Origin of the sequence: Paraburkholderia sp. XV, assembly GCF_020177535.1 — a bacterium.
Taxonomy (GTDB): domain Bacteria; phylum Pseudomonadota; class Gammaproteobacteria; order Burkholderiales; family Burkholderiaceae; genus Paraburkholderia; species Paraburkholderia caribensis.
In genome coordinates, this window is sequence record NZ_JAGUUD010000006.1 from 30,655 (window position 1) to 56,891 (window position 26,237).

The window sequence follows — 26,237 nt, forward strand, 5'->3', positions numbered from 1 at the left end:
CAGGCTGCGACTTAAATATGCAGACAGTCCATTACGGTGGCGCAATGAGGCGCAAGCGCGCCAACCTTCGCGGAGGTCCGTCGTGTCGCACAAGACGCTCGTATTTCATCGGGATGCACGGCAACTGTGGGCAATGCATCGCGCCGCGGCTCTGTTTCTGCTGGTTGCAATCGTGTCGATGATCGTCACACTGGTGGCCACGCCCTCGGCATTCGCAGCGCAAGGCGCCCATGACACGGTCTCGGCCGTCGCGATTCTTGTCTACCATCGGTTCTCCGATACCGCCGACGATTCGATGACCGTGCGCGTCAGCACCTTCGAAGCACAGCTTCGCTTCCTGAAGCAGCACGGCTACGAGATCGTGCCGCTGCGCGCGATCGTAACGTGGCTGCGTGACCCGAACGCGACGCTGCCGCCCAAAGCCGTCGCACTGACCGTCGACGATGGTCATGAGTCGGTCTATCAAAGACTGATGCCGATCGCGCAACGCGAGAAGATGCCCATTACCCTCTTCGTTTACCCATCCGCGATTTCGAACGCGTCATACGCAATGACCTGGGAGCAATTGCGTACATTGCGGGCGACGGGACTGTTCGACGTGCAGTCCCATACCTGGTGGCATCCGAACTTTCATGTCGAGCGGCGGCGCCAGTCGCCTGCTGAATTCGAGCTTTTCGCCAGCACGCAGTTGCAACATTCGCGCGAACTGATTGAGTCCAGACTCGGCGGACAGGTCGATATGCTCGCCTGGCCCTTCGGCCTGTATGACGACGATCTCGTGCGCATCGCAGGCAAGCTCGGCTATGTGGCCGCCTTCACGCTGAATCCGCAACGCGTGAAACCGTCTTCGCCGCTGCTGGCGCTGCCTCGTTTTCTGATGGTCGACGACGTGACGCCGCGCATACTCGCCCGTCTGCTCGGTGAGCCGGAGACGCCATCCGTCCCGGCGGCGGAGGTTCGTCGATGAAGAAACGTCGCGTCCTTCTATACTGCGTTGCGGTACTCGTCTGCATCGGCATCTCGCCATCGCGCGCGGCGTTCGAGGTGCAAGGGGTCATCGTCGATGAAGCGACGCATCGGCCGATACCGCACGCGACGGTGACGCTCGACGGTAAACCTCAATATGCCGACGCCAACGGCAGCTTCGCCAGTGCCGGCACGGTCCGCATCGTCGCGGCGCGTGCACCGGGCTACCGTTCGGCATCCGTCAGTTTGAAGCCCGACCAGCCGCTCGTCGTTTCGCTGACGCCGTTCCGCGCCCGGGGCGTTTATCTGTCCATATACGGCGTGGCGACGCCGAGCTTGCGCAACGCGGCCGTTGCCCTCAAGGAAACCAACGGAATCAATGCGTTGGTGATCGATGCAAAAGGCGACCGGGGTTTGACGTCCTATGCAAGCGAGGCGCGCGAGTCGATCGGTGCAGCTGCGAACGCGCCCTCGCCCGCGCCCGTGGTCCGCGACATGGCCGGGCTGCTGGAGAGCCTGCATCGCGAAGGCCTGTACCTGATCGCGCGAATCGTCGTTTTCAAGGATGATCCACTCGCCACCGCGCATCCCGAATGGGCCGTTCGAGATGCACAAGAGAATGTCTGGCGGGATCGTGAAAAGCTGCAGTGGGTCGATCCGTTCCGGCATGAAGTCTGGAAGCACAACCTCGACGTTGCGGAAGAAGCGGCCCGTCTCGGCTTCGACGAAATCCAGTTCGACTATGTGCGCTTCCCCGATGCACCGGGGCTGATTTTCAGCGAGCCGAACACGCGAGTGAACCGCACTGCCGCGATCACTGGTTTTCTCCAGGCCGCGCGCGCCCGTCTCGCCCCCTACAACGTTTTTGTTGCCGCCGACATTTTCGGCTACGTATGCTGGAACCTCGACGACACCGCGATTGGCCAACAGCTAGAAACGCTCGGCGCGCCGCTCGACTATATTTCGCCGATGCTCTATCCGTCCGGCTTCACATGGGGGCTGCCCGGATGCACCAGGCCGACTGCTGATCCGGGACAGATCGTGCGGCGCTCGCTCGCCGAAGCACAGCGGCGCACCGGGTTGCCTGGGGTGCGGTTTCGCCCGTGGCTGCAGGCATTTCGCGACTACGCATTCGATCACCGTGACTTCGATGCGGATGAGATTCGTGCGCAGATCGATGCCGCTGACGCCGAGCATACAGATGGGTGGATGCTATGGAATCCCCGCAATCGCTACGATCCCGCGCAATTGCCGCACTGAGGCCGTTGGGTGCGTTCGCGTTCATTGCCTGGTCGGCGGCCTCGCACGCGCGAACCGATACCCTGCTGTTCGATGGGACGGCACGCGCCGTGCTTTCGCAGATCGTCTGGAGTGAGATAGCAAACGGCCGCGTTCCCGGGGCCGTTATTGTCGCCGGCACAGCTGACGGGGTATCGGCGCGGTTGGTTCTGGGCAACCGCATGCTCCGTCCGCACGTGGAACCGATGACAGCTGACACCGTGTTCGATCTCGCGTCGCTGACCAAGGTCATCGCTACGACGACTGCGATCATGCAACTCGTCGAGCGAGGCAAGCTGGACCTCACCGCGCCTGTCGCCCGTTACTGGCCCGCATTCGGCGCGCAAGGCAAGGCGCAGATCACCGTGCAACAACTGTTGACCCATACGTCCGGTTTGCCGGCTGAACCACCCGGCCTCGGAGTAGCTGCGCAGCATCGCATGAAGCCGGCGGTGCTCCTGCGCAATATCGCCGGCATCGAACCCGTCGCGATGCCGGATGAGCGTACCGTCTATAGCGACGTCAACTTCGTCGTGCTTGGCGTGCTTGTCGCGCGCGTGTCCGGTATGCCCTTCGACGCGTATTGCCGCAGGTTCATATTCGCCCCCTTGGGTATGCAGGACACCGGCTTCACACCCGATCCGGCAATTTCCGCTCGCGCTGCGCCGACGACAACCGATTCCCACGGTATGCGCCAGGGCCGCGTCCACGATCCGCTCGCGAGCGCGCTCGAAGGCGTAGCTGGCAATGCGGGACTTTTTTCCACGGCCGCCGACCTGGCGCGTTTCGCGCGCATGCTCCTGAACGGCGGGCTTGCGGACAGCGAAGGCGCGACACCTGCCGCGGTCCGACGCGCACGCATTCTTCGTCCTGAAAGCATCGATAAGATGGCAGTGCCGCTCTCGGCTGACGCAATGCCGCCGTGGCGGGGCCTCGGCTGGGAACTCGACGCGCCGCTGGCTACCAACCGTTACCGTCTGCCGCCCATCGGCGCTATCGGCCACACGGGGTTCACGGGAACGGGCATATGGATCGATTTCGTGACACGGCGCTTTCTGATCGTGTTGACGAACCGCGTTCACGAAGCGAATGGCGGCGATGCTGCAGCGTTGCGTGCGCAGACGCTCGCGTTGCTGTCGAGCGGCATTGGGCCGGTGACGCCACGACAGATCGCACACGCGGTGCCGGATGCGCGCGATGCGCTCGGGCGGGCTGTGCGCCCGCCTGCCGCAAACGGTCCGGTGCGCACGGGCATCGACGTGCTCGCCGCACAACAGTTCAGCACGCTCGCGGGCATGCGAATCGGCCTGGTCACGAATCGCACCGGCTTCGACGCGCACGGCGAGCGGACAGTCGATGTGCTGCTGCACGCGCCGGGCGTGACACTGGTCAGGCTATTTTCGCCCGAACATGGACTCGATATCGATGCGGACGAACCCGTGCGCGACAGCGTCGATCCGTCGAGTGGTCTCGTCGTGCATAGCCTGTATGGGGATACGAAGCGCTTTGCGCCCGGCGCGCTCGACGGGCTCGACGCGCTGGTGTTCGACCTGCAGGACGCCGGGGTGCGCTTCTTCACGTACGAGACGACGCTGGGCTACGCACTGGAAGCGGCCGCAGCCGCGCATATTCCGCTCATCGTGCTCGACCGGCCCAATCCGCTCGGCGCCGACCGCTTCGGTGGTCCGTCACTGGACGCCGAGCGTGACAGCTTCACCGGGTATTTCCCGCTGCCGCTGCAGCACGGCATGACGTCCGGCGAACTCGCCAGACTGTTCAACGAAGCGCGGCATATCGGCGCGGACCTGCGGGTTGTGCCGATGGAAGGTTACCTGCGATCGATGCGTTTCGCGGATACGGGCCTCGGTTGGCTGCCCATATCGCCCAACCTTCGCACGCTGTCCGCGCTCGATCTATATCCCGACGTCGCACTGCTGGAGGGCGCGAATGTGAGCGTGGGCCGTGGCACACCGCATCCATTCGAATGGGTCGGCGCGCCGTGGATCGACGGCGCGAGGCTCGCTGCCGCCCTCAACGGTTCGCGCGACGACGCCCGCTTCGAACCCGTCGATTTCGTGCCGACCGAATCCACCTATCGCGGTCAACTCTGTCACGGTGTCCGCATCACGCGAACGCAATCGGCACGCGCGCCGGGGAGTCTCGGCGTAGCGCTCGTCGCGACCCTGCACACCCTGTATCCGCAAGCTTTCGATATCGCCGCGACACGCGATGCGATCGGCTCGGCAGCGATATGGCAGGCGATCGAGCGCGGCGATGGCCCCGACGCGCTGCAGACACTGATGGCCCGCGAAGCCGATGCGTTCCAGCCGGTCCGGCAACGCTATCTGCGTTACTGACGGTTAACGGAGCCGAGCATGTGGTATGGCCTCTTTGATGCACAACGACGTGCGGCTCGCGCTCTCGCCGGCGAATCTCGCAACGCGTCGCCTATCGAGGGGCCGCAGCAGACGCTTTGGAACTTCCACGAGGACGGGGCGAACGCATTCAGCCAATGGCTGCTCAGAACCTCCTGCGCCTATGACCACGCGCCGCCGTTCGCGATCCGCTCGGTTTGCCGCCACGGCAGACAACTCGAGGTTGTCGAAACTTCCGTCGAAACCTTGCCCGTCGGCACGCTGCGCAAATTCACATGTCGTCGAGGCGCAGCGGAACCGGCCGAAAGCTGGCCCGTCATGCTCTGCGCACCGCTGGCCGGACACCACGCCGTCATGTTGCGAGAAACAGTCGAAACGCTGCTGGAAGAGCGCGATGTGTTCATCACGGACTGGGCCGACGCGCGCGACGTCCCGCCCGAAGCTGGCCCGCTTTCGCTCGACGATTACGTTCTGGCGCTCGAGCACTTCATATGTACTGCCGCCCGGGCGGGACATCCGCTGCACATCATGGCCGTTTGCCAGGCGACCGTACCCGTTGTCGCGGCGGCCGCATTGCTGCTCGCCAGCAGTCAGGCCTCTCCCCTCGCCAGCGTCTCGCTGCTGGGCGGTCCGATCGATACCCGTGTGCACCCGACCTTGATCGACCGGTTCGCGCGTTCACATCCGCTCGACTGGTTCCGACGAAACGTCATCGACGTCGTGCCCGCACCGTATCGCGGCGCCGGGAGGCGGGTCTACCCCGGCTTCGTCCAGCAGGCGGCCATCATCGCCGCGCATCCGGAGCGGCAGCTTCGCCTGGAGTCGGCGTACTGGTCGAACTGGTTCACAGGCAACATGCCGGACGCCATGCGCGCGCTGCGGTCCTTGAACGAATATGCCGCCGTGCTCGATATGGCGGAATGCTATTTCCTCGACATCATCCGTGTGGTGTTTCATGAGTACCTGCTTCCGCGCCAGATGTGGTCGGTCGCAGGACGGCGTGTCGCGACGCAGGCGCTGCGCCACACGCCGCTATGCACGGTAGAAGGCGACAGCGACGACATTGCGGGCCCCGGACAAACGCACTGCGCCCATGCGTTATGTCGTCCCATTCCGTTGCGATCCGATGCACAGCTTACGGTATCCCAGTGCAATCACTACGACCTCTTCACCGGCTCGCGCTGGCGGGATCTTGTGCATCCCGAGCTATGCCAGTTCTGGCACCGGGCGCAACGAGACGCGCTGGCCACGGCTTGCATGACGGAATACGCGAGACAAGCGAACGACGGGAGGCACGCATGACCATTACGCCCACACGAAAATCGCCTGGACGCTCTGCTCCGGCCGCGAGCCGCGGCGCGTTGCATCGCACAAACCGCGTTCGTGCCGCACAGCGCGAGGTATGCGGGCTCGATACTACCTTGCAGAGAGCGGACACCTATCGTCATCACGGAGGGATTGCACGGGCCGTCACGCAGGCGCAGGCCGCTCATTTGCAAAAGCGGAAATAGCCGCTGTGCAGAATCACGGGTTTACCGCCGACTTCATTCAACAGACGTTGCGCGGCAAGCACGATTTCTGCGCGATGCGCGATGAACGCGTCCACCAGGTCCTCTTCTCGCGATGACCGCGCGCCGAAGTGATCCTCAAGCGCTTCGGCTGTAATCGAACACTCGATCAGGCGATCATCGACGAACGCAGGAAACTCCAGTGCAAGATCAGGTGCGCAGTATTCAGGCGCACAGGAAGGAAATGAAATGTTCATAGCCATCATCCATGGTCAGAAGACGTCTCGCAGCTGACGGGTTCAGCTCGCGCGATCTTTCCAGCCTATCGGCCCGAGCGCGGTTCCCGTTGACGTACATCAACCCGGGTGCCTGCGCGAACGTCACGCGCCGCTTGCAGCCCATGGCGATCGTCCCACGTCGCAAGCAGGCACGACGGCCCTCTATTTCCGCCCGAGGCCGGGCGCAACGGGCACGCGCGCAGTGTGCTCGAACTGAACGCGGGTACGTGGCCATGGCTGCGCACGGAAGCCTATTTTCATGGTCCGCAGATTCACATCATGGCGGGCGTCACGCTGCGAAGATTCGACGAACTCGTCGCACTTGCCGGTGGATGCGTGTACGCGCCGATCGGTTGGGGCGAACTGCCCGGCGTCCCGGCTCATCTCGCCGCGCGTGTCTCATGAATATGCTGGATCAGCGCCGTGAATTTCGCGCTGTCATTGACGAGCAGCTTGAATGCAAGGCGCAGGATGCCTCTCACCTCGTTCCCGCCTGATCGCAGCGGACGATAGCGTGCATCATCGTCCGTCTCCAGTCGAGAGATTAAGCAGCGTCACGACACCGGCAATCGAAACTGTCACGATGACGACGCCCCAGCGGAACGCGATGGCGTCGTCGAAGATCAGCCCGTGAATCGTCCAGACGAGCGCGCCAAGAGACACGAATACCGCGGCGAGTGCGAGCACTATCCTGTATTGCTGGCGGCGCATGGGTCGTTCCCGCGTCAGGCGTCCGTCCCGGACTCGTGCTCGGGCTCCGCGCCACGGACCAGCAACACGGGACACTCGGCAAAGCGGACGAAGCGCTCGGCCACGCTGCCGAGCACAACGCGGCGCACGCCTCGACGGCCATGCGTGCCGAGCACGGCCAGGTCAACGCCTGTTCGCGCAGCGTAGTGTCGAAGTGTTTCGGCGACGTCCTCCGAAAGCCGCTCGGTTTCGATCAATTCCGCTTCGCACCCGACGCCCGCCGCCTTGCACGCCGCTTCCGCATTCTGGAGGGCCTCGCGGCCATCCCTGCGCAGCGCATCGACGAGTGCGATCGGGTCGTAGTATCCCGCATAGCTGAAAAGCGGCGTCTTGTCGACGACATAGACAGCGTGAACGGTACCCTGCGTGAGACTCGCCATCTTCACGGCCTGTTCCAGCACGTGCGCACTCGACTTGCTGCCGTCCAGCGCAACCATAATCCGTTTGTACATGATGGACTCCTCCTCAAGGAATGTACGAACCACAATTCAAAGGAACACCGGCGGCGGCGAAACGGCGCCTTCCGATGTCGCCGGGCGCTCGCTATTGCCTGCTGATTCGGCGCGCGTCGCGCGCCCCGCCGAAGGAGGACAGACGAGCACGGGACACTCGGCATCTCGCAGCGTGTGCCCGACGACATGACCAGGCAGCGGATGCATGAGCATCGGCCGGCTGCTCGACGCCATCACTACGAGGTCCGCCCGCCACTGTCTTGCTTCGCGCAGAATGACGCTGGCGACACCGTCATATTCGAGGTCTGTTTCACCGAGTGCGGTTTCTACCGGGAGCGACGCGCGCTTCATCACCGCTTCCGCCTCGGCCAGTGCGCGTGTGCCGTCATGATCGAAAAAGCCGTGCGGCAGCAGTTCTCTCAGCCCGGAGTGGCCGTCCGCTACATAGACCACCCTGAACGTGGCGCCGCTGGGCACGATACGTGACGCAACACGGAGCGCCTCCATGGAGGCATCAGATCCATCGACGGCAACGAGCACGCGCGCTACGGCTGCTTCCATTCCGCCGAGGCACGCGGTCGGCACGTGCAGCACCGGGCAATGGGACACGGCGACGAGTTCCTCGGGATCGAGCCTGCACGCCCAACGATGACTGCGTGGGTGCGAAGCGACGGCGATCAGGTCTGCGTGCCATTTCCGCGCGGCGTCACTCAACGCGTCGGTCGCGTGACGATGCATCTCTGCGAGATCGATCAGCTCGGTCTCCGGACGCGCCATGAATTCTGCCGCTTCATGCGCAGCCTGATTGAGACGGGTCTGTGCCGCATGCAGCATCGCGCGATGGGCTTCGCACCAGTCCGGATACGACAAAAGAAGCGTCGGGACGAGCGCGGCGGGGTTGCAGATCACATCGACGAGCCGCGCCAGCGCGTGAGGCGCTGCAAATCGCAACGCGAACCGCGTCAACGGGATGAGGCCCGCGCCGCCTTCAGCGGCGACCAGTACCCGTTCTAACGAGACCGGTGCCGTGTCGTGTGCCATTTTGCTGTTCATCGCCTTCCCTCATCCATTACTGGCGTGTGCGCCAGGCATGCTTCTATATTCGATGCTCGCGTGAGGGCGGGATTGATTTGTATCAACGGTCGTCGAGGTGCTCGATCTCATGCGTGTCACACTGACACCGGGCGCGGAATACAAATCTTGATGTGCCTCAAACGAGCAGGCGAAGCGGGGTCTAGAGTCGATGTCGAAGCTATATTCATTGGACCGGGCGCGCGACATCGCGCGTCGAGATGCGGCTTTTTCAGAAACTCAGGAGACAGGCATGGATACCGCTCGCTCTGATCTGCACGCCACGCCACCAACTTCATGGTGGGGACATGTGCCGTCTTACCATTTGCCGTCGGGCGCAACGTGGGAGGCATTCGCTCTGGCACAGGCCGAAGCGCTCACGAAAGGCACGGCGCTCTGGAATGAGATGTGGATGCGTGTAGCATCCGCCAAAAGTCCGCTTGACTATGCGGTGGCGGCCACCTTGATGTGGCCCGACTGTGCCTCGCAGACCATGCTGTATTGCAAGCGCCTGTCAGACCTGGTCTCGGGTGCGTATCTCGATGCGAACGGCAGCGCAACCATCCCGCAGTCGGCTGCGTCGCCTGCGGCGACACATGCCCAGACAAAGCCGGAATCGACGTCGTGTCCGCCTGCCGACAGCCACGCCGCGAATGCACGATCGTACGCGAGCCGGTCAGTCAAACGTCCGGTTCCCGTTCCGCAGTTTCGCGGCGAGTAAAACGGCTCATCCGGCGCGACGACACGTGAAGCCGTCGCGCCACATCACTTCATAGTCCGTGTTGGTCTCGAGGCACGGAATGAAGCGCTTCGGCGTCAGTGATCGCATCGCTCGATGGAGTAAGGCTTTCCCGCAATGCCCGCAACTCCGCGCGCAGCTGAACAATTTCGGCGTTCAGGTGTTTGATGTCGCGGTGCATTTCGTGGCGCAGCGCTCGTTCCTCTTTGCCGATGAACGCTGCCGCAATGCTGGCAAAAACCAGCGACAGCATGCCATACCCCAGTAACACGACGAACACGGCAAACACGCGCGATGCAGGTGTGGTGGGTGCGATGTCTCCATAACCGACCGTCGCGCTGCTTTCAAACGCGAGCCAAAGACCGTCGGCATAGTTGTGGACCCTCGGTTCGAGCCATAGGAATCCCGCACCTGCCATTGCCAGCACGCCGGCACCTGCGATCAGCAGGCCAATGAGTCGGTTGGGCGCGAAAAACACCTTCAACGACAGGACGATGCGGATCGCCACGAGGCCCACGAAGAGCAGCCGTAACACCCATTCGACTGTCTGCCACGGCGGCGCGCCCCACCCCGCGCTGAATGCGGCGCCGATCATGATCGTCACGTCGAGGCGATTGTGCGCAAGCCATGCTTTCGGCTTCCTGCTCGTGTGGAGCATCCACAGCAGGCAGAGCGCGAAGCCCGCGAACATGCACAGGTACAGGCTTCGCGCTACCGTCAGCGCTCCCTCTGAAGTCGACGTGAGTTCGCCATAGAACGCGGGGATGACAAGCAGGCTCCATCCGCACAGAAGCCAGCGAACGACGCGCCACGCGTGAACTGCGCGCGCACCGTCATGCGCATCCGCGCCGCCGATCGAAAAGAAGTCGAGCCCGTTAGCCATCGCGCAGGTAGAGTGGGAGAAGACGCTTTATGACATCGGGTGCTGCGAGCAGGCCAATGTGCCAGCAAAACGCCGATGCCGTTGCTTATCAGGCTATTCCATGCCTCGACGCATCGCTTGACTCAGATCAGGGTCTGCCATTGCAGTCAGAATGCGAACAGCCGCGTGCCCATCGCGGGCGACGGCGGCACGGGCGGAAACACATCCCACTCGCCGTTGCCGTGCCGGAAAAACACGATGCTCAACTGCCCCGTGGGCACCCGCCCTTCCAGGCGGACAAAACGCACGCCGGCGATGCCGAAACGTCCTGTTTCCGTCACGCGTGCCGGGACAGACCTCGTCGGCGCGAGCCATTTGTCGACGAGCGCTCTCAGGGAAATGGCGTGGCTGTTCATCTCGCCCTCCTCAATCTGTCCGTTGCCGCCACCGAAACTGATGTACAGGTGGTTAGCTACAGTATCGAGGGTGCCCTCGTCGATTGAAATCAGAGAGACTTTAAACGAACGTAGTAATTGCTTTCGAGCAATAGGAAAATTCCTAATCCAGGCGGCCTGTTTGCTGAGTCTGGGAGTGGCCCGGGCGCCCGGAAGACATTGGCTTCGGCGGAGCCGGGATCAGTCGCTCCGCTTCTCCAGCCACGCCCTGAAACCCGCCTCCACCGAAATGACCGATTTTGCGCACGTCGAATACAGCAGCCCGGCATTGCCGTCGCTGTCGTACATGCCGCGGCACATCGCCTTCAGCCGGATGGCAGCGCCGCCCTCGCCGTCCGGGTCTTTCGACGCGGCCAGATAGACGAAGCCGAACGCATGGGGAAACGCCGTCTGAATCACGGCATCGTCGGCCTGCACGATGCGCGTCGCGGAGTGCCCTGCAACGTACGTTCTTGTGCGAGTCCATGCGTCATCGCAGGCGGCTGCCGTTGCGCAGACGATGCTCGCTTGCTGGCGAGCCCTGAAGAGCTCGACCTCCTCAGCACGAAACAGCGTTTCGTGCGACGCCGTTGCACACGCTGCAAGCCATGCCGATCCGACAAGAGCAATGCACAGCCCGATATTCATCCGTGCCATGATGCCCCCTGCGCGCCCGATTGCATTGGCGTCCGCGCCGCTGTCGTCGCGAGTTCGACGATCTCGGAAGTAATCTCGTCCTGACGCACGATGCGCGACTCTCGCACCAGCGTTTCGAGTTTAGCCGCCACGTGATCGCTGGCAGCGAGCATCGCGTTCATGCGCGCCAGGTTTTCGGCGGCAAAGGAGAGCATGAGACTCTCGCATAGCTGCACATAGACATAGCGTTCTGCGAGTCCCGTTAGCAGCCTGTCGAAAGGCAGCGTCAGCACAGGCGGCGGCCGTGTAGATGCAAGCTTGAACCGTTCGAAATCGAAGGGTACGAGCCGTCTCGTCACGATGTTGTCGTGGGCCGCCGACACGGGTACGGCATGCATCAGCCATACCGCCGAGACGGCATGGTCGCCGAAACGTGCGAACACGGCGTCGCTGATCGCGCCGGCGGTTCTTGCCACGTCGTTCGCGTGGCTCGCCATCGGCGCGGACCACACGCAGGACATCCCGCGTTCGTCGGCGAGCAACATGCCGCGCGTGCCGACAATAAAAAGCTCGGCTTGCGTATGCGACAGGAAATCCTCCACCCGTTCCCAAAGCCGTTCGTTGAATCCGCCCACGAACCCTTGCTCGGTGCACAGCACGATCAGGATCTGTGCGCGCTCTGGTCGCGGTCCAGGCTCGCGCGCCGACTGCGCCGGCGCGGCCGCGAGCACCATGGCGATCGCTTCGCCCACCGTCACGGCGACAGAGCGGATGCCTGCCAGCCGTTCCTGCGCTTCGCGCTCCCGCGCCGCTGCCATACCGCGCATCGCGCCGATGACGGCATCCAGCTGATGTGCGGCAGCGATCCGGCTGTCGATTTCGCTCAGTTTGCTGGTCATCGCGGCGCTCCCTTCGGTGTCGCATCGGCGACAAGTTCGTCGCGGGCGCGGCCGATAATGTCGCGCAACACGTCCGACAGGCGCTGACGCTGCGCAGCATCGAGCGAACCACGCAACCCGCCAGCATCGCCAGCAAGTGCCTGCGCGATATCCAGCGCCTTGAGCTTTTGCCTTGTTCGCGCAAGTGCATCGAGCGGCGCGCCGTCGAACAGGCCATCAGCGAGCGCTACCAGCAAGGCAATCTGATCGACCGTGCGCAACGCGGCGAAGCGCGGTTGCGCAAAAAGCGCACGTATCCGTCTGCCACGCTCGATCTGTGCCGTCACCCGGGCGTCCGCCAGTCCGCCAAAGCGGCTGAACACTTCCAGCTCGAGGAACTGCGCATACTCCAGCCGCAAGCGGCCCGCCACGTCGCGAAGCGCGGGATGCTGCGCCTTGCCGCCGACACGGCTGACGCTGAGGCCCACATCGACAGCCGGCCGCTGGTTCGCGGCGAACAGACCGGCGTCGAGCACGACCTGGCCATCGGTAATCGAAATCAGGTTGGTGGGAATGTAGGCCGACAGATTGCCCGCCTCGGTCTCGGCAATCGGCAGCGCAGTCAGCGAGCCGCCGCCCAACTCCGCCGACAGTTTCGCCGCACGTTCGAGCAGACGCGCATGCAGGTAGAAGATATCGCCCGGATAAGCCTCACGGCCGGGTGGCTCGCGCGTCAGCAACGCGAGTTCGCGATGCGTTGCCGCATGTTTGGTCAGGTCGTCGATGACAATCAGCGCATGCTGCCCGCGGTCGCGAAAATACTCGGCGATCGAGAAACCCGCGAACGGCGCGATCCACTGCAAGCCAGGCGGCGATGCCGCCGACGCAACCACGACGATGCAGCGTTCCGGCGCACCGTACTGCCGGATTGCATCGACGACACGCTGCACGGCCGTCGAGCGTTGACCGACTGCGACATACACGCAGATCACGTCGCCATGCTTCTGGTTCACGATGGCATCGACTGCGAGCGACGTCTTGCCCGTCGCACGGTCCCCGATGATCAGTTCCCGTTGACCGCGCCCGACGGCGAACAATGCGTCGACGATGAGCACGCCGGTTTCCAGCGGCTCGCTGACGAAATCGCGGGCGACAATCGCGGGCGCCGGGCGTTCGATAGGCAAGCGCCCCTCTGCCTGGATCAGGCCGCCGCCGTCCAGCGGTCTGCCAAGCGGATCCACCACTCGGCCGAGCAGCGATTCGCCAACAGGCACATCGAGCACGGTGCCTCTGCGGGTCACGCGCATACCGGCTTTCACGCCGCCGCTGCTGTCGAGCAAGACCACGCTCGCCACGCCGACGTCGAGGGCATGCACATATCCGGCGACGCCGCATTCGATATCGACGAGCTCGTCGAGCGCGACATCGGGCAAACCCGACACGAAGGCGATGCCGTCGGCAATCTGCTCCACGCGGCCGATGCCCGTCGCGCGCGCTTCGAGTTCGATGGCTGCGAGTGTGTGACGTTTCGATGTCAGCCAGATGTCGTCCGTGTCGTTACGTGCGTCCATCGTCGCCCTGTAGTCCCGATCGAATCTGTTCGAGCTGGTCTCGCCAGCTATTGCGCACGACGGCATGCGTGCCGGCCAGTTCGAGGCCCGCGATCAGCGCTGGCTCGATCTGCGCGCGCAGCGCAATTGGCCGCCCAAGCACGGCGGCGAGCGCAGCTTCGCAGGCGGCTTGCTCGTCGCCCGTCAACGCGCGCGGCACGATCAACTGCAACGCGCCGCCCGCCGACATGTCGTCTCGCGCAGCGGGCGACAGCCTGAGTACACCGTCTGCGAGGCCATCGACGAACGGCATCACGCGCAGCGCATCCGGCACGCGCTCGAGAAGCTTGCCCGCGATATCGACCGCCAGGTGCACCGCACGCACCGACGCCGCCTCGTCATGGGCCTGCCGCTCCTGCCCGATCTCCGCAGCGGCCTGCTCGCGCAGCCGGGCAGCGTCTTCCTGTGCCGCTGCGACCAGCACGGCGCGCTGCTTCGACGCGTCGTCGCTAGCCTGCGCCATGGCGTCGGCCCGGTGTGCGGCAAGCCCGGCATGCTCGGCCGTCATCGCGGCTTGCTCTTGCTGAGCGGCGAGCCGCGCGGCCTCCGCGTCGCGCAGCATCGACACAGCTTGCGCCTGGCGCTCGGCGATGATCCGCGCGATGGGCCGAAACAGAAAGCGCCCGAGCAGCCAGACCAGCACCAGCACATTGACGGTCTGCAAGAGGAGCGTCGACCAGTCGATCTTCATCTTCGCGCTACTTCACAAAGGGATTGGCGAACAGCAGCAGCAACGCGATCACAAGGCAGTAAATCGCCATCGTTTCGATCATCGCGAGTCCGACGAACAGCGTGCGCGACACCGTGCCCGCTGCATCCGGCTGCCGCGCGATGGCATCCATCGCGGCCGCCACTGCGCGTCCCTCCGCGAGTGCCGGGCCGATTGCGCCGAACGACACAGCCAGCGCGGCAGCGGCGATGCTGACGATTTCAATCAGGTTCATGTCTGTCCCTTTTGCTGGTTGTGAACGGGAAGATGCGCTTCGCCAACCGCGGCGCCGATAAAGACCATCGCAAGCACGGCGAAGATGTAGGCCTGCACGGCGCCCGTCAGCAGGTCCAGCGCCATCAGGGGAATCGGAACGAGCATCCCGGCAAGCGACAGCACGATGCCCACGACGAACACGCCGCTCATCACATTGCCGAACAGACGCACCACGAGCGAAAAGGTCCGCGTGATCTGCTCGACTACATTGAGGGGAATCATCACCCACGTGGGCTCGGCGAACGTTGCCAGGTAGCCGCGCATGCCGCGCGTGCGCACGCCATGCACGATGGTGGCGAAGAACACGACCAGCGCGAGCGCAGCATCGGTTTCCAGATGGGCAGTCGGCGGCTCGATGCCAGGCACGAGCGATGACCAGTTCGCCACCAGCACGAACACGAACAGCGTGCCGACCAGCGAGCGATAAGGCGCGGGTCCCGTTTGCATCGTGTCGCGAATCTGCGCATCGATCGTCTCGACCAGCAGTTCGAGCGCCGTCTGCGTGCGGGAAGGTTCGAGCGATAGCCTGCGTGTAAGCAGCGCCGACACGACGGCCAGGCTCGCGATGATCGCCCACGTCACGATCACGGGCGCCGTAATCGCGATGGGGCCGGCGTGTATCAGCGGCTCGGTTGTCAATGGCGAGTGCATCATGCTTCGACCCGGTGAAGCGCAAGCGCAACGCTGCGGGTCCAGATGAAACCCGCTGCTCCGCCCAACAGCGCGAACGCGCCCGCTTTCGCCAACGCGAAAAAAAGAGCCGCCGATACGGCGAGACGCGCGACCTGGATCGCCAGTGCGAAGCGGGTGCGCCCCGTTGCAAAACATGCTGCGTTCCAGCGCAACGAAGCGAAGTGAACACCTCCCGCCAGCAACCCGACCGCCAGTCCGATTGCGGCAAGCGCCAGCGCGCCATGCAGACCGCCAAAAACAGTATCAGTCACGCTTCCTCCCTTGCTGTCGGTGCATCCACTTCCATGCGGACCACAGTCCGAGCGCGGCGCCGATCATCAGCAACGGCGCCGAAAAAAACACCTTCGTTCCTGCCATTCGGTCGAGCCAGCGGCCCAATGCGAGACAGGCGAGTGTCGGCAAAACAATCGTCCAGCCAAGAATCCCGATCTGTCCAAGCCGTGCGGCAAGCGAGGGTTCCGGTTCGTCCCGCGCGAGCACATCGCGCTGCGCGGCGCGGCGCGCAGCGTTTGCCATGCCGTCCTTTTGACCCGCATCGTCCGGAGGTTGCCCGGTCATTCGAACTCTCCCCGTGTTTTCTGCGGACTCAGGTAGCGCAACATCTGCCGCACGGCCTGTGCATGAATGCGTGTCTGCTCGACCCGGGCGCGGCGGATCGCATCGAGACGGTTCGCGCGCGCCCGATGCACTTGCGCTTCGAGCCCCGCCAATGAGTCTCCCGGTTCCGCTTCACGGCAAGCCAGAGAAACCGTCGTTCCATTCGATACGATCAGAACGCCGCCATCCACCGCGCAAAACTGTTCATTGCCGTCGGGTGTCGTCCAGCGCACCACTGACGCGCTCAACAACGTCACCATGTCCGCGTGCCCCACCCGGATGCCGAAAGCGCCGCTCTCGTCTTCCGCACGCAACGAACGGATAGCGAGCGTGTCGACCACCACTTCGCTGGGCGTCGCGATGGTCAGTGTCAGCGTGGTGAGCGGCACGTTCACTTTCTCCCGTCAGGCCGCGGCGCGCACGTCCGCGTCTTGCCGGCTGCGCATCTCTCGCTCGCGCGCCTCGTCGAGCGTACCGACCATGTACAACGAACGCTCTTGCCAGTCGTCGCATTCGCCGTCGAGAATCGCCTTGCATCCGGCGAGCGTGTCGGCCAGTGCGACGGACCGGCCGGGCTGCCCCGAGAACGCCTCCGTGACCGCGAAGGGCTGCGTCAGAAAGCGTTGCAGGCGGCGCGCGCGTTGTACGAGCTGACGGTCCTCGGCGCCGAGTTCCTCGATGCCGAGGAGCGCGATCACATCCTGCAATTCACGCTGACGTTCGATGACGCGCCGCACGGCATTGGCAATAGCGGCATGGTCATCGCCCACGACGAGCGCATCGAGCAGGATCGACGTCGAGGCGACGGGATCGACCGCAGGGTACATGCCTTCCGCCGCAAGCGAGCGCGACAGAACCACCATGCTGTCGACGTGCGACGAAATCGTCGTCACGGCCGGGTCGGTGAAATCGTCGGCGGGAACGTAGACGGCTTCGATGGCCGTCACGGCCGCTTCGCCCACCGACGCGATGCGCTCCTGAAGCGCCGCGACCTCGCTCGCGAGCGTGGGCTGATAACCCACCCGCGACGGCATGCGCCCGAGCAGCCCCGATACTTCGGCACCCGCCTGCACGAAGCGGAACACGTTGTCCATCAGCAGCAAGACGTTCTGTTTGCGCTCGTCGCGGAAGTACTCCGCGACGGTCAATGCGGTGAGCGGCACCCGCCAGCGGGCGCCCGGCGGCTCATTCATTTGCCCATAGACGAGCACCGCGCGCGGCAACACGCCCGAGCTGCGCATGTCCGAGAGCATCTCGTGGCCTTCCCGCGAACGCTCGCCTACGCCCGCGAAAACCGAGATGCCGCCGTGCTGCTCGGCCATCGCGTGAATCAGTTCCATCACGAGCACGGTCTTTCCCACGCCCGCGCCGCCGAACATGGCTGCCTTGCCGCCGTGCGCGAGCGGCGTCAGCAGATCGATGATCTTGATGCCCGTCGAGAAAAGCCGGGTGGCGCCCCGCTGGACGGACAACGCGGGCGGCGGCCGGTGGATGGCGCGGCGCTCGACATCGTCCGGCAGCGGACCTTGTGAATCGCACAGTGAGCCGGCCACGTCCAGAAGCCGGCCAAGCGCGCACGTGCCGACGGGAACCTCGATCGGGCGGCCCGTCGCATGCGCCGGCATGCCACGCGCAATGCCCGCCGTCGCCTGCAAGGCAAGTGCCCGCACGACGGTATCGCTGACGTGCGCCTGTACTTCGACGAGCACCTGCCGGCCGGCTGCCACCGATACGAACATGGCCGTATCGACGGCGGGTAGCGTTTGCCCGGTGAAATCGACATCGATGACGGCGCCGCGCACCGCGATCACCCGGCCGGCCGCCGGGGCTGTGCCGGCCTGCCCGTCGTTTTCACCATGCTGGATCGACACGTTTTCCGCTCCATAGCGAATTCATGAACCCCTTCAAGATAACGGCCCGCTGCGTGTCAAAACTGATCCTGATCAACGACAGCCCGATTCTCTCGAATGCCGCCGGAAAAGCTTTCTAATCGTGAACCGGTTGACAGGGATCAATGGCCGGGGCGTGAACCGTTCTACGCTCGACAGGACTGATCTCCAATGAGCGATGCGCGATGACGAAGTCCCTTCTGTTCATTCCTCTCCTGTTCGCTTTCTGTGTGCTTGCGGGCTGCGGCACCGATCGCCCGCATGTACGCAATGACGAAGCGCAGGCGGCATTCTCCGAGGTTCTCGATCTGTATAACGACCGTCTTTCACTGGCCGACGAAGCGACAGCGCTGGCACGCCCCTACCTGCCAACGGGTTCGTCCGTACTCGCGGATATCGCCAGTGCCCGCTCGAGTGTCGCCGCGCTGCATGCGACGCCGGAATTCGTCGAGGCGCCGGCGTTATTCGCGCGCTTCGATGTTGCACAACGTCAGTTGACAGACGCGATGTCGCAATTGATGGTCGCGTGCGAATCCGTGCACAGGCTGAGCGTGACGCCGCGCTTTCGTCAGCTTCAGGCACGCCTCGCGACGTCGGCGGGACGGATCGCGGCTGCGCGCGATCGCTACGACAGTGCTGCGCGGCGCTACAACGCTTCGCTGCATGACTTTCCATTTAGCCTCGCGCAAGCCATTCATGCCGATGCCGGGAAGCCAACCTTCTCGGTGCGCGACGGTTCGCCCGTGCACCGCCGGCCCCGCACGGACTTCGGCGCACTACGCGGTTCGCTGCGTGTCTAGCGCGGTCGAGCGCACGACGCCTCTCTGTGCGGCGTGCCATCTGCTGTCACTGCTGTGGTTCCCTGCCGCAGCAGTATTCTTTTGAAGGAGCAAAACATGACGCGTCACATGAAGGCCGCCGTCGTTCATCAGTTCGGTGCGCCGCTGAGTATCGAGGAAGTCCCTGTTCCCGAAGTCGGGCCGGGCCAGATTCTGGTCAATATCAAGGCGTCGGGCGTCTGTCATACCGATCTGCATGCAGCCGACGGAGACTGGCCCGTCAAGCCGTCCTTGCCCTTCATTCCGGGCCATGAAGGCGTGGGCTATGTCGCGGCCGTCGGCAGCGGCGTGAGGAACGTGAAGGAAGGCGACCGGGTGGGCGTGCCGTGGCTCTATACGGCCTGCGGCTACTGCGAGCATTGCCTGAGCGGCTGGGAAACGCTTTGTCACGACCAGCAAAACACCGGCTACTCGGTCAACGGCGGATATGCGGAATATGTGCTCGCCGATCCGAACTACGTCGGACACCTGCCCGACAACGTCGCATTCGACGAAATCGCTCCCATTCTCTGCGCCGGTGTCACCGTCTATAAAGGCATTCGCGTGACAGACACGCGTCCTGGCCAGTGGCTGGCCATCTCAGGCATTGGCGGCCTGGGTCACGTGGCCGTGCAATATGCGATCGCGATGGGCCTGCACGTCGTCGCCGTCGACATCTCGGAAGAAAAGCTCGCGCTCGCACGCAAACTGGGCGCGAAGCTCACGATCAATGCGAACACGACGGACCCCGCGGCCACGATCCATAAGGAAATCGGCGGAGCCCATGGCGTGCTGGTAACAGCCGTATCGCGCAGCGCATTTGCACAGGCACTCGGCATGGTACGGCGTGGCGGAACGGTTGCGTTGAACGGCCTGCCGCCCGGCGACTTTCCGTTGCCGATCTTCTCAACCGTGCTCAATGGCATCACGGTGCGTGGTTCGATCGTCGGCACGCGTCGCGATTTGCAGGAGTCGCTGGATTTTGCTGCACAGGGCAGTGTCCGTGCGCATATCCATCGCGACCGCCTTGAAAACATCAACAAGGTGTTCGGGCAATTGCGTGAGGGAACTGTCGATGGGCGCGTCGTGATGGCGCTCGACTAGCTTGCGAGGACAGGCGTCGTGAACGATTCAGCGACGCCTGTCCCTGTCCGATACGGATGGACGCGCCGTGCTCACTCTTCACACGCCCCATTCTGCTTCCAGCCGGGTGGCCAGCTTGTGCCTGATTTTCCGCGCGAAGCTCTGACGCAGCTCGCCATCGATCCGCTGATGCACGTCGTGCGTGGTAATTGCACATGTTGCGACAGGCGTCTGATGCGCCGTACCCGCGAGTTGCTCCAGCGCAGGCTTTGCCCCGCTGCCGCCGAGACAGCAGAACAGCGCGAGGTGCCGGATCTTTGCGCCATGCTCGGCGAGCCATGCCAACGCAGGTGCCGAAGCATGGCTGGCCCATACGGGAGAACCCATCACGACCAGTTCGTAGCCCGATGGATCGTGCAACGCGGGCATGATCCTGACCCGACGCCGGCACAGCGCGTCGATCAGTGAACGCAGATAGCCGCGCGCGCCCGCGCGCGACGCGTTCGCGCCCTGCTCACAGATGGGTTCGATATCGGCGCCAAGTTCCGCCGCCAGCATCTCCGCGATTCGACGCGTCGTGCCGGTGCGTGAGAAATACACCACAAGTATCGTGCTGCGAGGTTCGGACACGTCGGTCTCCATGGGTCGTGGCGGCGATCTGGCGATAACGGCGACGCCGGATTCATTCCATGTGCATCCCGCCGTTGATGGCGAGATTGGCGCCCGTCATGAACGCCGCTTCATCGGAGCAGAGAAACGCCACGAGTGCTGCGACCTCTTCTGGTCGTCCGAGCCGCCCAACAGGTATCTGCGGCAGAATCTTCGTTTCCATGACGTCGTGGGGGACGGCCTGAACCATCGCTGTTGCCAGATACCCCGGCGACACCGTATTCACCGTGATACCGCGCTTCGCGACTTCCAGCGCCAACGACTTCGTGAACCCATGCACCCCCGACTTCGCAGCCGAATAATTGGCTTGTCCGAAGGCACCACGTGAACCGTTCACCGAACCGACATTGACAATACGTCCATAGCCACGCTCGACCATGCCTGGCAGAAACTGCTTGGACATGTTGAACAGTCCATCGAGATCGGTGCGCAGCACTACGTCCCAATCAGCCTTGCTCATACGGGCAAACGTCGCGTCGCGTGTGATGCCGGCATTGTTGATGAGGATATCGACCTTCTTCAACTCATCGAGTACGCGTTTTGCGCAACGCTCACACGAATCGTAATCGGTGACATCGGCTTCATACGCGTGAAAGTTACGGCCCAGATCACGCTCTTTCATCAACCACGTCGCAACGTGGTCATTTCGCGTCGAGTAAGACATGGCCACTGTGATGCCGGCATCGTACAGCGCCCTGCTGATCGCTGTCCCAAGCCCGCCCATGCCGCCCGTGATGAACGCCACACGTGCTGTTTCCATGTCAGACTCCCGTGCCCGTTGCCTGATGGACAGGCGATTGAGTTGCATGCTCCTCGGGCGACGGTGCAGCGCCATGAACGATCGCGTCCTGACATGCCCGCAACCACGCACTAAAGCTGCCGATGGGCGCCTCGATGCCGGGCAGTTTCTGCAGCGGGGAAAAGCAGAACGCACGCCATGCGCCGGACCCAGAGGTAAGCGCCTCCACGAATTCCGCCTGACGCCTCGCCATCTGCATGCATGCATCGCCCCATATCGAGAAACTTTCGTTCGTGTATTGCCGTGTCGCTGACTGGATCGCACTGATCAGACCGTACCCGTCGCCCGAACGTGACAGCGCCGTTTCGACACGGCGCAGGGCATCGCGATCGCGCGCAAATATCCGGCCGGCCAACGTGTTGAGATCGCGACACCAGTCTTCGGCAACCTCGGTCACGTGTAAGGGCGCTGCCAGTTCCGCGCGGCACAATTCGAGCGGCGCAACAGCATCGGATTCTCGCTTCATGATCAATGCTCCACAGTCGGTGAATGGCAAAAGCTCCTCCCCCTAATCTAGCTGCGCATCACCGGAATGGATTGACCTGCATCAAGCCGACTTCCCGGATCCCGGGCCTTGATCTGCATCAACCGCCGCGGCGGATCGCCTCATAGACTCAATTGCACCGCGGGTGTGCGCCCGCTTCTCCGTATCGACACCTGGAGCCTTGGCGATGAGCTACCCAAGCATTCTCGTTCACCTGGACACGGGCACGCATGCGCAGTCCCGTCTCGAACTGGCGTTGCAGTTCGCGCATCGCTTCCACGCAAAACTCACGGGCGTCCTGTGCACCTTCACACCAGATCCGCATGCGCTCTTCGTCATGGCTGGCACCGTCGGTTACTACGTCGAGCACGAGCGGCAACGGGAAGACCGCTGCGCGACGCTCCAGCATCACTTTCACGCAGCGCTCACGCGTAACCAGATTGAGGGACGGTGGATCGCGACAACCGGCTATGCGAACGATGTCATGCCGCCATACGCGCGCCTTGCCGACCTGGTCGTCGCGGGCCAGACCGATCTGGACGATCCCGAGTCGTTCGTCGCCGAGCAGTTCATCGAGAATCTGGTGATGGCAGCGGGGCGTCCCGTGCTGGTGGTGCCGTCAAGCGGCTCTTTCACGGAATGCGGCAAGCACATTCTCATCGCATGGGACGGAAGCCGCGAAGCGACACGTGCGGTTCACGATGCGCTGCCTTTTCTGTCGCACGCCAGGAAAGTGACGCTGATTACCGTCAACGCGGAACGGGACGCGCCGGATTGCCCGCGCATTCCCGGGGCCGATATCGCGGTGACGCTGGCACGTCATGGCGTGAAAGTCGAGGTCCGCGAAGTCGCCGCCGAACGTGACACGCCAGTCGGAGAGGTCCTGCTCTCTCAGGCCTCCGACCTTGACTGCGACATGATCGTAATGGGCGCGTACGCGCACACGCGTTTGCGGGAACTGGTGATGGGCGGCGCGACGCGCACGCTCCTCCGGTCGATGACAGTCCCCGTTCTGTTCTCGCACTAACCTTGGGAGAGGTGCCATGTATAGCCGCATACTCGTTGCACTCGACGGTAGCGACACGGCGTCGCGCGCGCTCGATACAGCATTGAAGCTCGCTGTGGAACATGGGGCGCAGTTGTTGCCGCTGTACGTGATCGACGTGCCCGTGATCGCCTACGACGCACCCGGCTTCGATCCATCCATCATCCGGGACGCCTTCGAAGAAGAAGGCAAGCGCATCTCATCGGATGCCAGGGCTCGCCTTGAAAAGCGCGGCGTGACGGGCACGCCGCAAGTCGTCGAGGTCACGCCGCCCGGCGAGGACGTCGCGCATCGCATCAACGCGATGGCCGCGCAATGGCATGCCGATCTGATCGTCATGGGCACGCATGGCCGGCGTGGCTTCCGGCGTCTCGTGCTGGGAAGCGTCGCGGAACGCGTGCTACGAAGCGCAGCCTGCCCCGTGCTGATGATTCCGGCACGTGCCGCCGATCTTCCCGCCGGTTCCGCTGCTGCAACGTCCAATGAAAAGGCATTGACATGAGCTACAAAACGCTGCTCGTCCATATCGACGATAGTCGCCACACCCCGATCCGGATGGCGCTGGCGCTCGATCTTGCGCGGCGCTGGGATGCTCACCTGATCGGGCTGTACGCCGTGTCCACCGACACATTCAGGCGATCGTTCCCGCAGGACGATCGCGCGTCGTTCGCCACGTTCGAAGCACAGCTGGCCGAGCGCCAGCAGATCGGGCACGACGCCTTCCTCGCCGCTGCGGAGCGTTCCGGCCACCGCAGCATCGAATGGCGAGCGCCACGTGGCCCTGCCCTGGAGGTGGCCACCCTGCATGCTCGCCATGCAGATCTGCTGATACTCGGTCAGGACGATCCACGGGATGCAGCGTCGTACGTTGCCCCAAAGTTCGTCGGCAGTCTGGTCCTCGACGCGGGCCGTCCGGCGCTCGTGATTCCTCATGCCGGCATCGTGAACTCGCCGGGAGAAAATATCCTGGTCGCCTGGGACGGCAGCCGCGAAGCGGCGCGCGCCGTAGCGGACGCGCTTCCGTTACTCAAGGCGGCGCGTTACGTGTCGGTCGACATCGTACAACGAGCCGAACCGCATTCGGAGGCACCCGTCGGAGTCGATGTCGCAGCGTGGCTGGACAGCCACGGCGTCAACGCGTCGTTTTCGCTGACGCCGCCCCGTCCCGCCACAAGAACGGGCGCATCGCTGCTCGCTCGCGCGTCGGATCTACACTTCGACCTGATCGTGATGGGCGCTTACGGGCATTCCCGTGCGCGTGAGCGGGTATTCGGCGGCGTCACGCAGACAATGCTCGGATCGATGACCATACCGGTGCTGATGTCTCACTGAAAGGGCGCCCGGCGTGGCGGTGACAACAATGTGCTCCGAAGGTCATCCGCCTCGCCGGCAAATACGCGTCCACGACAACACGCATTCAGACGGGCCACGCACCGCTCCCTCCGAAAGCGCAGGCCGCCCGAATTTACGGGAGATGGGTTGAATCGTGCCGCACGACGAGCACCGGCTTTTGCGTAGCACGCAGAACCGACTCGGCGACACTGCCGAGCAAAAGCCGCCGCGTGCCACGCCTTCCGTGCGTGCCAATCACGATGACGTCGGCGTCGCATTCATCAGCGGCCCGCGCCAACACCGTGGAAACGTTTTCACCGTATGCGTCGATGGCCCGCACGGTTCCGCGCACGCCGGCTTCGCGCAACACCTGCTCTGCCCCTTCGAAGACCCTGCTGGCAATGCTCGCGGCGATACGCGTCTCAGGCTCGAGGCCATATGCGTTGTCGCCTTCCGCCGGCCACTTGCCTCTATCCACGACGGACAGCACCTCCACGACCCCATGCGACAGTTTGGCCAGCCGCACGGCTTCTCCTAGCGCGCGCTGCGCGCAAGCGCTGTCGTCGAGCGCGACGACGATTCGTTCATACATGGTCCACCTCCGTCCAATATGCCGCTGCCCGGAAAGGCGCGGATTGAAGGTAATTGACAGTGTGGTCCTGCTCGCTCCGTTGAACTTGACTCACGTCAACGGCTGCCCAAACCTCAAGTGCGCATGCCGAACATTCTGCGAACTTCCGACTGCGGCGGCTGACGCTGCGCGACGCCGCCGAACGCGTAAAATTGAATATGAGCCTGAGCGGTCTCGGGCTGAATGGCGGGTGTTTCAGGCTAATCGTCAGAACATATGTAAAACAGCACAGATACCCGCCACGCGGGGACCTGCATGAACGTCCGGGTTAGCAACTGTTCGCGATCGAGCAGTCCGTGCTAGCGGATGTCGTGCGAACTCGCGTTGCCAACGTGGCGTCATGAGGCATTTGCGCCGTATGCGAGGAACCGTCGATTCCACCATACGAACGCCACATGCCTCGCGGTGTCGCGCAGATCGAGACCGCGCAGAACACAGATTTTTCGATATTCGTGACGTTCCTGCTGCTGTCCGTTCAACACGGAGAGATTCCGTCATGATCAAGGTTCTGCTTGCAGACGATCACACGCTCGTGCGTGATGGATTGCGCCATATTCTCCGGAGTGCAAGCGGGTTCGACATCGCTGGCGAGGCTTGGGACGCCGTGACGACCATTGCGTTAGTCCGGAACAATGATGCGAATGTGCTGGTTCTCGACCTGTCGATGCCTGGGCGCAACGGCATTGAACTCATCAAGCAGATCAAGGACGAGAAACCATCGTTGCGCATCCTCGTGCTAACCATGCACGCGGAGCAGCAGTACGCCGTGCGAGCCTTCAAGGCCGGCGCGTCAGGCTACCTGACGAAGGAAAGCGCGAGCACCGAGCTCGTCGGCGCCGTCACAAAAGTCGCTTCAGGCGGCGTGTACATCAGTCTTTCGATGGCCGAACGCTTCGCCCAGAATCTGAACGAACCCGTGGACGCGTTGCCGCACCACAAGCTTTCCGACCGCGAGTTCGACATCTTCCGGCGCATCGTCGCCGGCCAGAGCATCACCGAGATTGCAAATGAGCTCTGCCTGAGCGTCAAGACCGTCAGCACCCACAAGACCCGCATCCTCGAGAAGATGGAGATGCCCAACGAAAACGCCCTCGTACGCTATGCAATACGCAACAAGCTCATCGACGACGAGGACGACCTCTGAAGATCGCACGCCCGTGCCAATCTGACTAGGATTTTTCCTACAGCACTGCCGGCATTCCTATCTCGTCTTAAAGCAACACCGATGTATTTTTGAGATACGTCCGCCGATACTGGTTCACATGGAGAAGGTCATGTCGGTACCACGACTGACATGCCAAGTGCGATTGCGTTACCTTTGCGCCGCGCTCGTCCTGAACACAACACCCAACTAACAACGATTGCTCGCAACAGC

The 26,237-nt window shown here is 63.4% G+C and carries 32 protein-coding genes; 12 read left to right on the forward strand and 20 right to left on the reverse strand.

All coding sequences use genetic code 11. The features are described 5' to 3' along the window. Window positions 1-82 precede the first annotated feature (82 nt). The 4 genes from KFO72_RS05010 to phaZ are packed head-to-tail and all read left to right on the forward strand — an operon-like array spanning window position 83 to window position 5,921. Complete coding sequence (locus tag KFO72_RS05010) at window positions 83-967, forward strand: polysaccharide deacetylase family protein (protein ID WP_225031541.1); 885 nt, start codon at window positions 83-85, stop codon at window positions 965-967. Then, entirely contained in the window at window positions 964-2,226 is a 1,263-nt protein-coding gene (locus KFO72_RS05015; protein WP_082434067.1) for a putative glycoside hydrolase, read from the forward strand. The genes KFO72_RS05010 and KFO72_RS05015 overlap by 4 nt, the downstream gene beginning before the upstream one ends. Next, window positions 2,181-4,601, forward strand: coding sequence for an exo-beta-N-acetylmuramidase NamZ domain-containing protein (locus KFO72_RS05020; protein WP_225031542.1), 2,421 nt, complete (start codon window positions 2,181-2,183; stop codon window positions 4,599-4,601). The genes KFO72_RS05015 and KFO72_RS05020 overlap by 46 nt, the downstream gene beginning before the upstream one ends. An 18-nt stretch (window positions 4,602-4,619) precedes the next feature. Then, window positions 4,620-5,921 carry a polyhydroxyalkanoate depolymerase gene (phaZ, locus tag KFO72_RS05025; RefSeq protein WP_225031543.1) on the forward strand — a complete coding sequence of 434 codons (1,302 nt, stop codon included), beginning with the start codon at window positions 4,620-4,622 and terminating at the stop codon, window positions 5,919-5,921. Between the two features lie 187 nt (window positions 5,922-6,108). On the opposite strand, the gene KFO72_RS05030 is transcribed toward phaZ, so the two are convergent. Beyond that, complete coding sequence (locus tag KFO72_RS05030; RefSeq protein WP_224099508.1) at window positions 6,109-6,384, reverse strand: DUF1488 domain-containing protein; 276 nt, start codon at window positions 6,382-6,384, stop codon at window positions 6,109-6,111. A gap of 225 nt (window positions 6,385-6,609) precedes the next feature. On the opposite strand from KFO72_RS05030, the gene KFO72_RS05035 reads away from it, so the two are divergent. Further along, on the forward strand, window positions 6,610-6,810 hold the full coding sequence (locus KFO72_RS05035) for a hypothetical protein (RefSeq protein WP_225031544.1): 201 nt from the start codon (window positions 6,610-6,612) through the stop codon (window positions 6,808-6,810). Between the two features lie 114 nt (window positions 6,811-6,924). Here the strand turns inward: KFO72_RS05035 and KFO72_RS05040 are convergent, their stop codons facing one another. The 3 genes from KFO72_RS05040 to KFO72_RS05050 are packed head-to-tail and all read right to left on the reverse strand — an operon-like array spanning window position 6,925 to window position 8,660. Then, entirely contained in the window at window positions 6,925-7,116 is a 192-nt protein-coding gene (locus tag KFO72_RS05040) for a DUF2964 family protein (RefSeq protein WP_054935023.1), read from the reverse strand. Between the two features lie 14 nt (window positions 7,117-7,130). Beyond that, window positions 7,131-7,607 carry a universal stress protein gene (locus tag KFO72_RS05045; RefSeq protein ID WP_054935024.1) on the reverse strand — a complete coding sequence of 159 codons (477 nt, stop codon included), beginning with the start codon at window positions 7,605-7,607 and terminating at the stop codon, window positions 7,131-7,133. Window positions 7,608-7,643: 36 nt separating this feature from the next. Beyond that, the gene (locus tag KFO72_RS05050; RefSeq protein ID WP_225031545.1) at window positions 7,644-8,660 is read right to left on the reverse strand and encodes a universal stress protein; all 1,017 of its coding nucleotides are present in this window, start codon (window positions 8,658-8,660) and stop codon (window positions 7,644-7,646) included. A 271-nt stretch (window positions 8,661-8,931) separates the two neighbouring features. On the opposite strand from KFO72_RS05050, the gene KFO72_RS05055 reads away from it, so the two are divergent. Further along, complete coding sequence (locus KFO72_RS05055; protein ID WP_225031546.1) at window positions 8,932-9,399, forward strand: hypothetical protein; 468 nt, start codon at window positions 8,932-8,934, stop codon at window positions 9,397-9,399. A 49-nt stretch (window positions 9,400-9,448) separates the two neighbouring features. On the opposite strand, the gene KFO72_RS05060 is transcribed toward KFO72_RS05055, so the two are convergent. From KFO72_RS05060 to atpD, 12 genes are all read right to left on the reverse strand, one after another. Then, a complete protein-coding gene (locus KFO72_RS05060; RefSeq protein WP_224099506.1) occupies window positions 9,449-10,108 on the reverse strand; it encodes a potassium channel family protein in 660 nt (219 codons plus the stop codon). Between the two features lie 338 nt (window positions 10,109-10,446). Continuing rightward, window positions 10,447-10,695: a hypothetical protein gene (locus tag KFO72_RS05065; RefSeq protein ID WP_054935028.1), complete on the reverse strand. Its 249-nt coding sequence runs from the start codon at window positions 10,693-10,695 to the stop codon at window positions 10,447-10,449. A gap of 219 nt (window positions 10,696-10,914) precedes the next feature. After that, on the reverse strand, window positions 10,915-11,370 hold the full coding sequence (locus KFO72_RS05070) for a hypothetical protein (protein ID WP_054935029.1): 456 nt from the start codon (window positions 11,368-11,370) through the stop codon (window positions 10,915-10,917). Beyond that, the gene (locus KFO72_RS05075) at window positions 11,358-12,248 is read right to left on the reverse strand and encodes a F0F1 ATP synthase subunit gamma (RefSeq protein WP_225031547.1); all 891 of its coding nucleotides are present in this window, start codon (window positions 12,246-12,248) and stop codon (window positions 11,358-11,360) included. The genes KFO72_RS05070 and KFO72_RS05075 overlap by 13 nt, the downstream gene beginning before the upstream one ends. Beyond that, the gene (locus KFO72_RS05080; protein ID WP_225031548.1) at window positions 12,245-13,798 is read right to left on the reverse strand and encodes a F0F1 ATP synthase subunit alpha; all 1,554 of its coding nucleotides are present in this window, start codon (window positions 13,796-13,798) and stop codon (window positions 12,245-12,247) included. The genes KFO72_RS05075 and KFO72_RS05080 overlap by 4 nt, the downstream gene beginning before the upstream one ends. After that, complete coding sequence (locus tag KFO72_RS05085) at window positions 13,785-14,528, reverse strand: F0F1 ATP synthase subunit B (RefSeq protein WP_225031549.1); 744 nt, start codon at window positions 14,526-14,528, stop codon at window positions 13,785-13,787. Before KFO72_RS05085 ends, KFO72_RS05080 begins: the two co-directional genes overlap by 14 nt. A 7-nt stretch (window positions 14,529-14,535) precedes the next feature. Beyond that, the gene (locus KFO72_RS05090) at window positions 14,536-14,781 is read right to left on the reverse strand and encodes a F0F1 ATP synthase subunit C (protein ID WP_054935033.1); all 246 of its coding nucleotides are present in this window, start codon (window positions 14,779-14,781) and stop codon (window positions 14,536-14,538) included. After that, the gene (locus KFO72_RS05095; protein ID WP_225031550.1) at window positions 14,778-15,476 is read right to left on the reverse strand and encodes a F0F1 ATP synthase subunit A; all 699 of its coding nucleotides are present in this window, start codon (window positions 15,474-15,476) and stop codon (window positions 14,778-14,780) included. Before KFO72_RS05095 ends, KFO72_RS05090 begins: the two co-directional genes overlap by 4 nt. Then, entirely contained in the window at window positions 15,473-15,766 is a 294-nt protein-coding gene (locus KFO72_RS05100) for an ATP synthase subunit I (RefSeq protein ID WP_054935035.1), read from the reverse strand. Before KFO72_RS05100 ends, KFO72_RS05095 begins: the two co-directional genes overlap by 4 nt. Then, a complete protein-coding gene (locus tag KFO72_RS05105; RefSeq protein ID WP_060606309.1) occupies window positions 15,759-16,073 on the reverse strand; it encodes an AtpZ/AtpI family protein in 315 nt (104 codons plus the stop codon). The genes KFO72_RS05100 and KFO72_RS05105 overlap by 8 nt, the downstream gene beginning before the upstream one ends. Continuing rightward, on the reverse strand, window positions 16,070-16,501 hold the full coding sequence (locus KFO72_RS05110; RefSeq protein ID WP_054935050.1) for a F0F1 ATP synthase subunit epsilon: 432 nt from the start codon (window positions 16,499-16,501) through the stop codon (window positions 16,070-16,072). The genes KFO72_RS05105 and KFO72_RS05110 overlap by 4 nt, the downstream gene beginning before the upstream one ends. Before the next feature lie 15 nt (window positions 16,502-16,516). Beyond that, the gene (gene atpD, locus KFO72_RS05115) at window positions 16,517-17,983 is read right to left on the reverse strand and encodes a F0F1 ATP synthase subunit beta (RefSeq protein WP_225031551.1); all 1,467 of its coding nucleotides are present in this window, start codon (window positions 17,981-17,983) and stop codon (window positions 16,517-16,519) included. A gap of 203 nt (window positions 17,984-18,186) precedes the next feature. Here atpD and KFO72_RS05120 point away from each other — a divergent pair, with 203 nt between their 5' ends. Together KFO72_RS05120 and adhP are read left to right on the forward strand one after the other, a co-directional pair. Beyond that, entirely contained in the window at window positions 18,187-18,801 is a 615-nt protein-coding gene (locus tag KFO72_RS05120) for a LemA family protein (protein WP_054935038.1), read from the forward strand. Between the two features lie 96 nt (window positions 18,802-18,897). After that, on the forward strand, window positions 18,898-19,923 hold the full coding sequence (adhP, locus tag KFO72_RS05125; RefSeq protein WP_225031552.1) for an alcohol dehydrogenase AdhP: 1,026 nt from the start codon (window positions 18,898-18,900) through the stop codon (window positions 19,921-19,923). Between the two features lie 78 nt (window positions 19,924-20,001). Here the strand turns inward: adhP and KFO72_RS05130 are convergent, their stop codons facing one another. Genes KFO72_RS05130 through KFO72_RS05140 form a run of 3 tightly spaced genes read right to left on the reverse strand, consistent with a single transcriptional unit; the run spans window position 20,002 to window position 21,836 of the window. Continuing rightward, window positions 20,002-20,532, reverse strand: coding sequence for a flavodoxin family protein (locus KFO72_RS05130; protein WP_054935051.1), 531 nt, complete (start codon window positions 20,530-20,532; stop codon window positions 20,002-20,004). Window positions 20,533-20,584: 52 nt separating this feature from the next. Next, the gene (locus KFO72_RS05135; RefSeq protein WP_225031553.1) at window positions 20,585-21,331 is read right to left on the reverse strand and encodes a beta-ketoacyl-ACP reductase; all 747 of its coding nucleotides are present in this window, start codon (window positions 21,329-21,331) and stop codon (window positions 20,585-20,587) included. A gap of 1 nt (window position 21,332) precedes the next feature. Beyond that, window positions 21,333-21,836, reverse strand: a complete 504-nt coding sequence (locus tag KFO72_RS05140; protein ID WP_054935041.1) for a hypothetical protein — start codon at window positions 21,834-21,836, stop codon at window positions 21,333-21,335. Between the two features lie 205 nt (window positions 21,837-22,041). On the opposite strand from KFO72_RS05140, the gene KFO72_RS05145 reads away from it, so the two are divergent. The 3 genes from KFO72_RS05145 to KFO72_RS05155 are packed head-to-tail and all read left to right on the forward strand — an operon-like array spanning window position 22,042 to window position 24,231. Beyond that, window positions 22,042-22,881: a universal stress protein gene (locus tag KFO72_RS05145; RefSeq protein ID WP_224099500.1), complete on the forward strand. Its 840-nt coding sequence runs from the start codon at window positions 22,042-22,044 to the stop codon at window positions 22,879-22,881. A gap of 16 nt (window positions 22,882-22,897) precedes the next feature. Continuing rightward, on the forward strand, window positions 22,898-23,401 hold the full coding sequence (locus KFO72_RS05150) for a universal stress protein (RefSeq protein WP_060606291.1): 504 nt from the start codon (window positions 22,898-22,900) through the stop codon (window positions 23,399-23,401). Continuing rightward, a complete protein-coding gene (locus tag KFO72_RS05155) occupies window positions 23,398-24,231 on the forward strand; it encodes a universal stress protein (RefSeq protein ID WP_225031554.1) in 834 nt (277 codons plus the stop codon). Before KFO72_RS05150 ends, KFO72_RS05155 begins: the two co-directional genes overlap by 4 nt. A 133-nt stretch (window positions 24,232-24,364) precedes the next feature. Here KFO72_RS05155 and KFO72_RS05160 read toward each other — a convergent pair whose 3' ends face one another. After that, entirely contained in the window at window positions 24,365-24,823 is a 459-nt protein-coding gene (locus tag KFO72_RS05160) for a universal stress protein (protein ID WP_060606286.1), read from the reverse strand. Between the two features lie 535 nt (window positions 24,824-25,358). Between KFO72_RS05160 and KFO72_RS05165 the strand changes: the two genes are divergently transcribed. Then, the gene (locus KFO72_RS05165) at window positions 25,359-26,006 is read left to right on the forward strand and encodes a response regulator transcription factor (RefSeq protein WP_054935053.1); all 648 of its coding nucleotides are present in this window, start codon (window positions 25,359-25,361) and stop codon (window positions 26,004-26,006) included. Window positions 26,007-26,237: the final 231 nt, after the last annotated feature.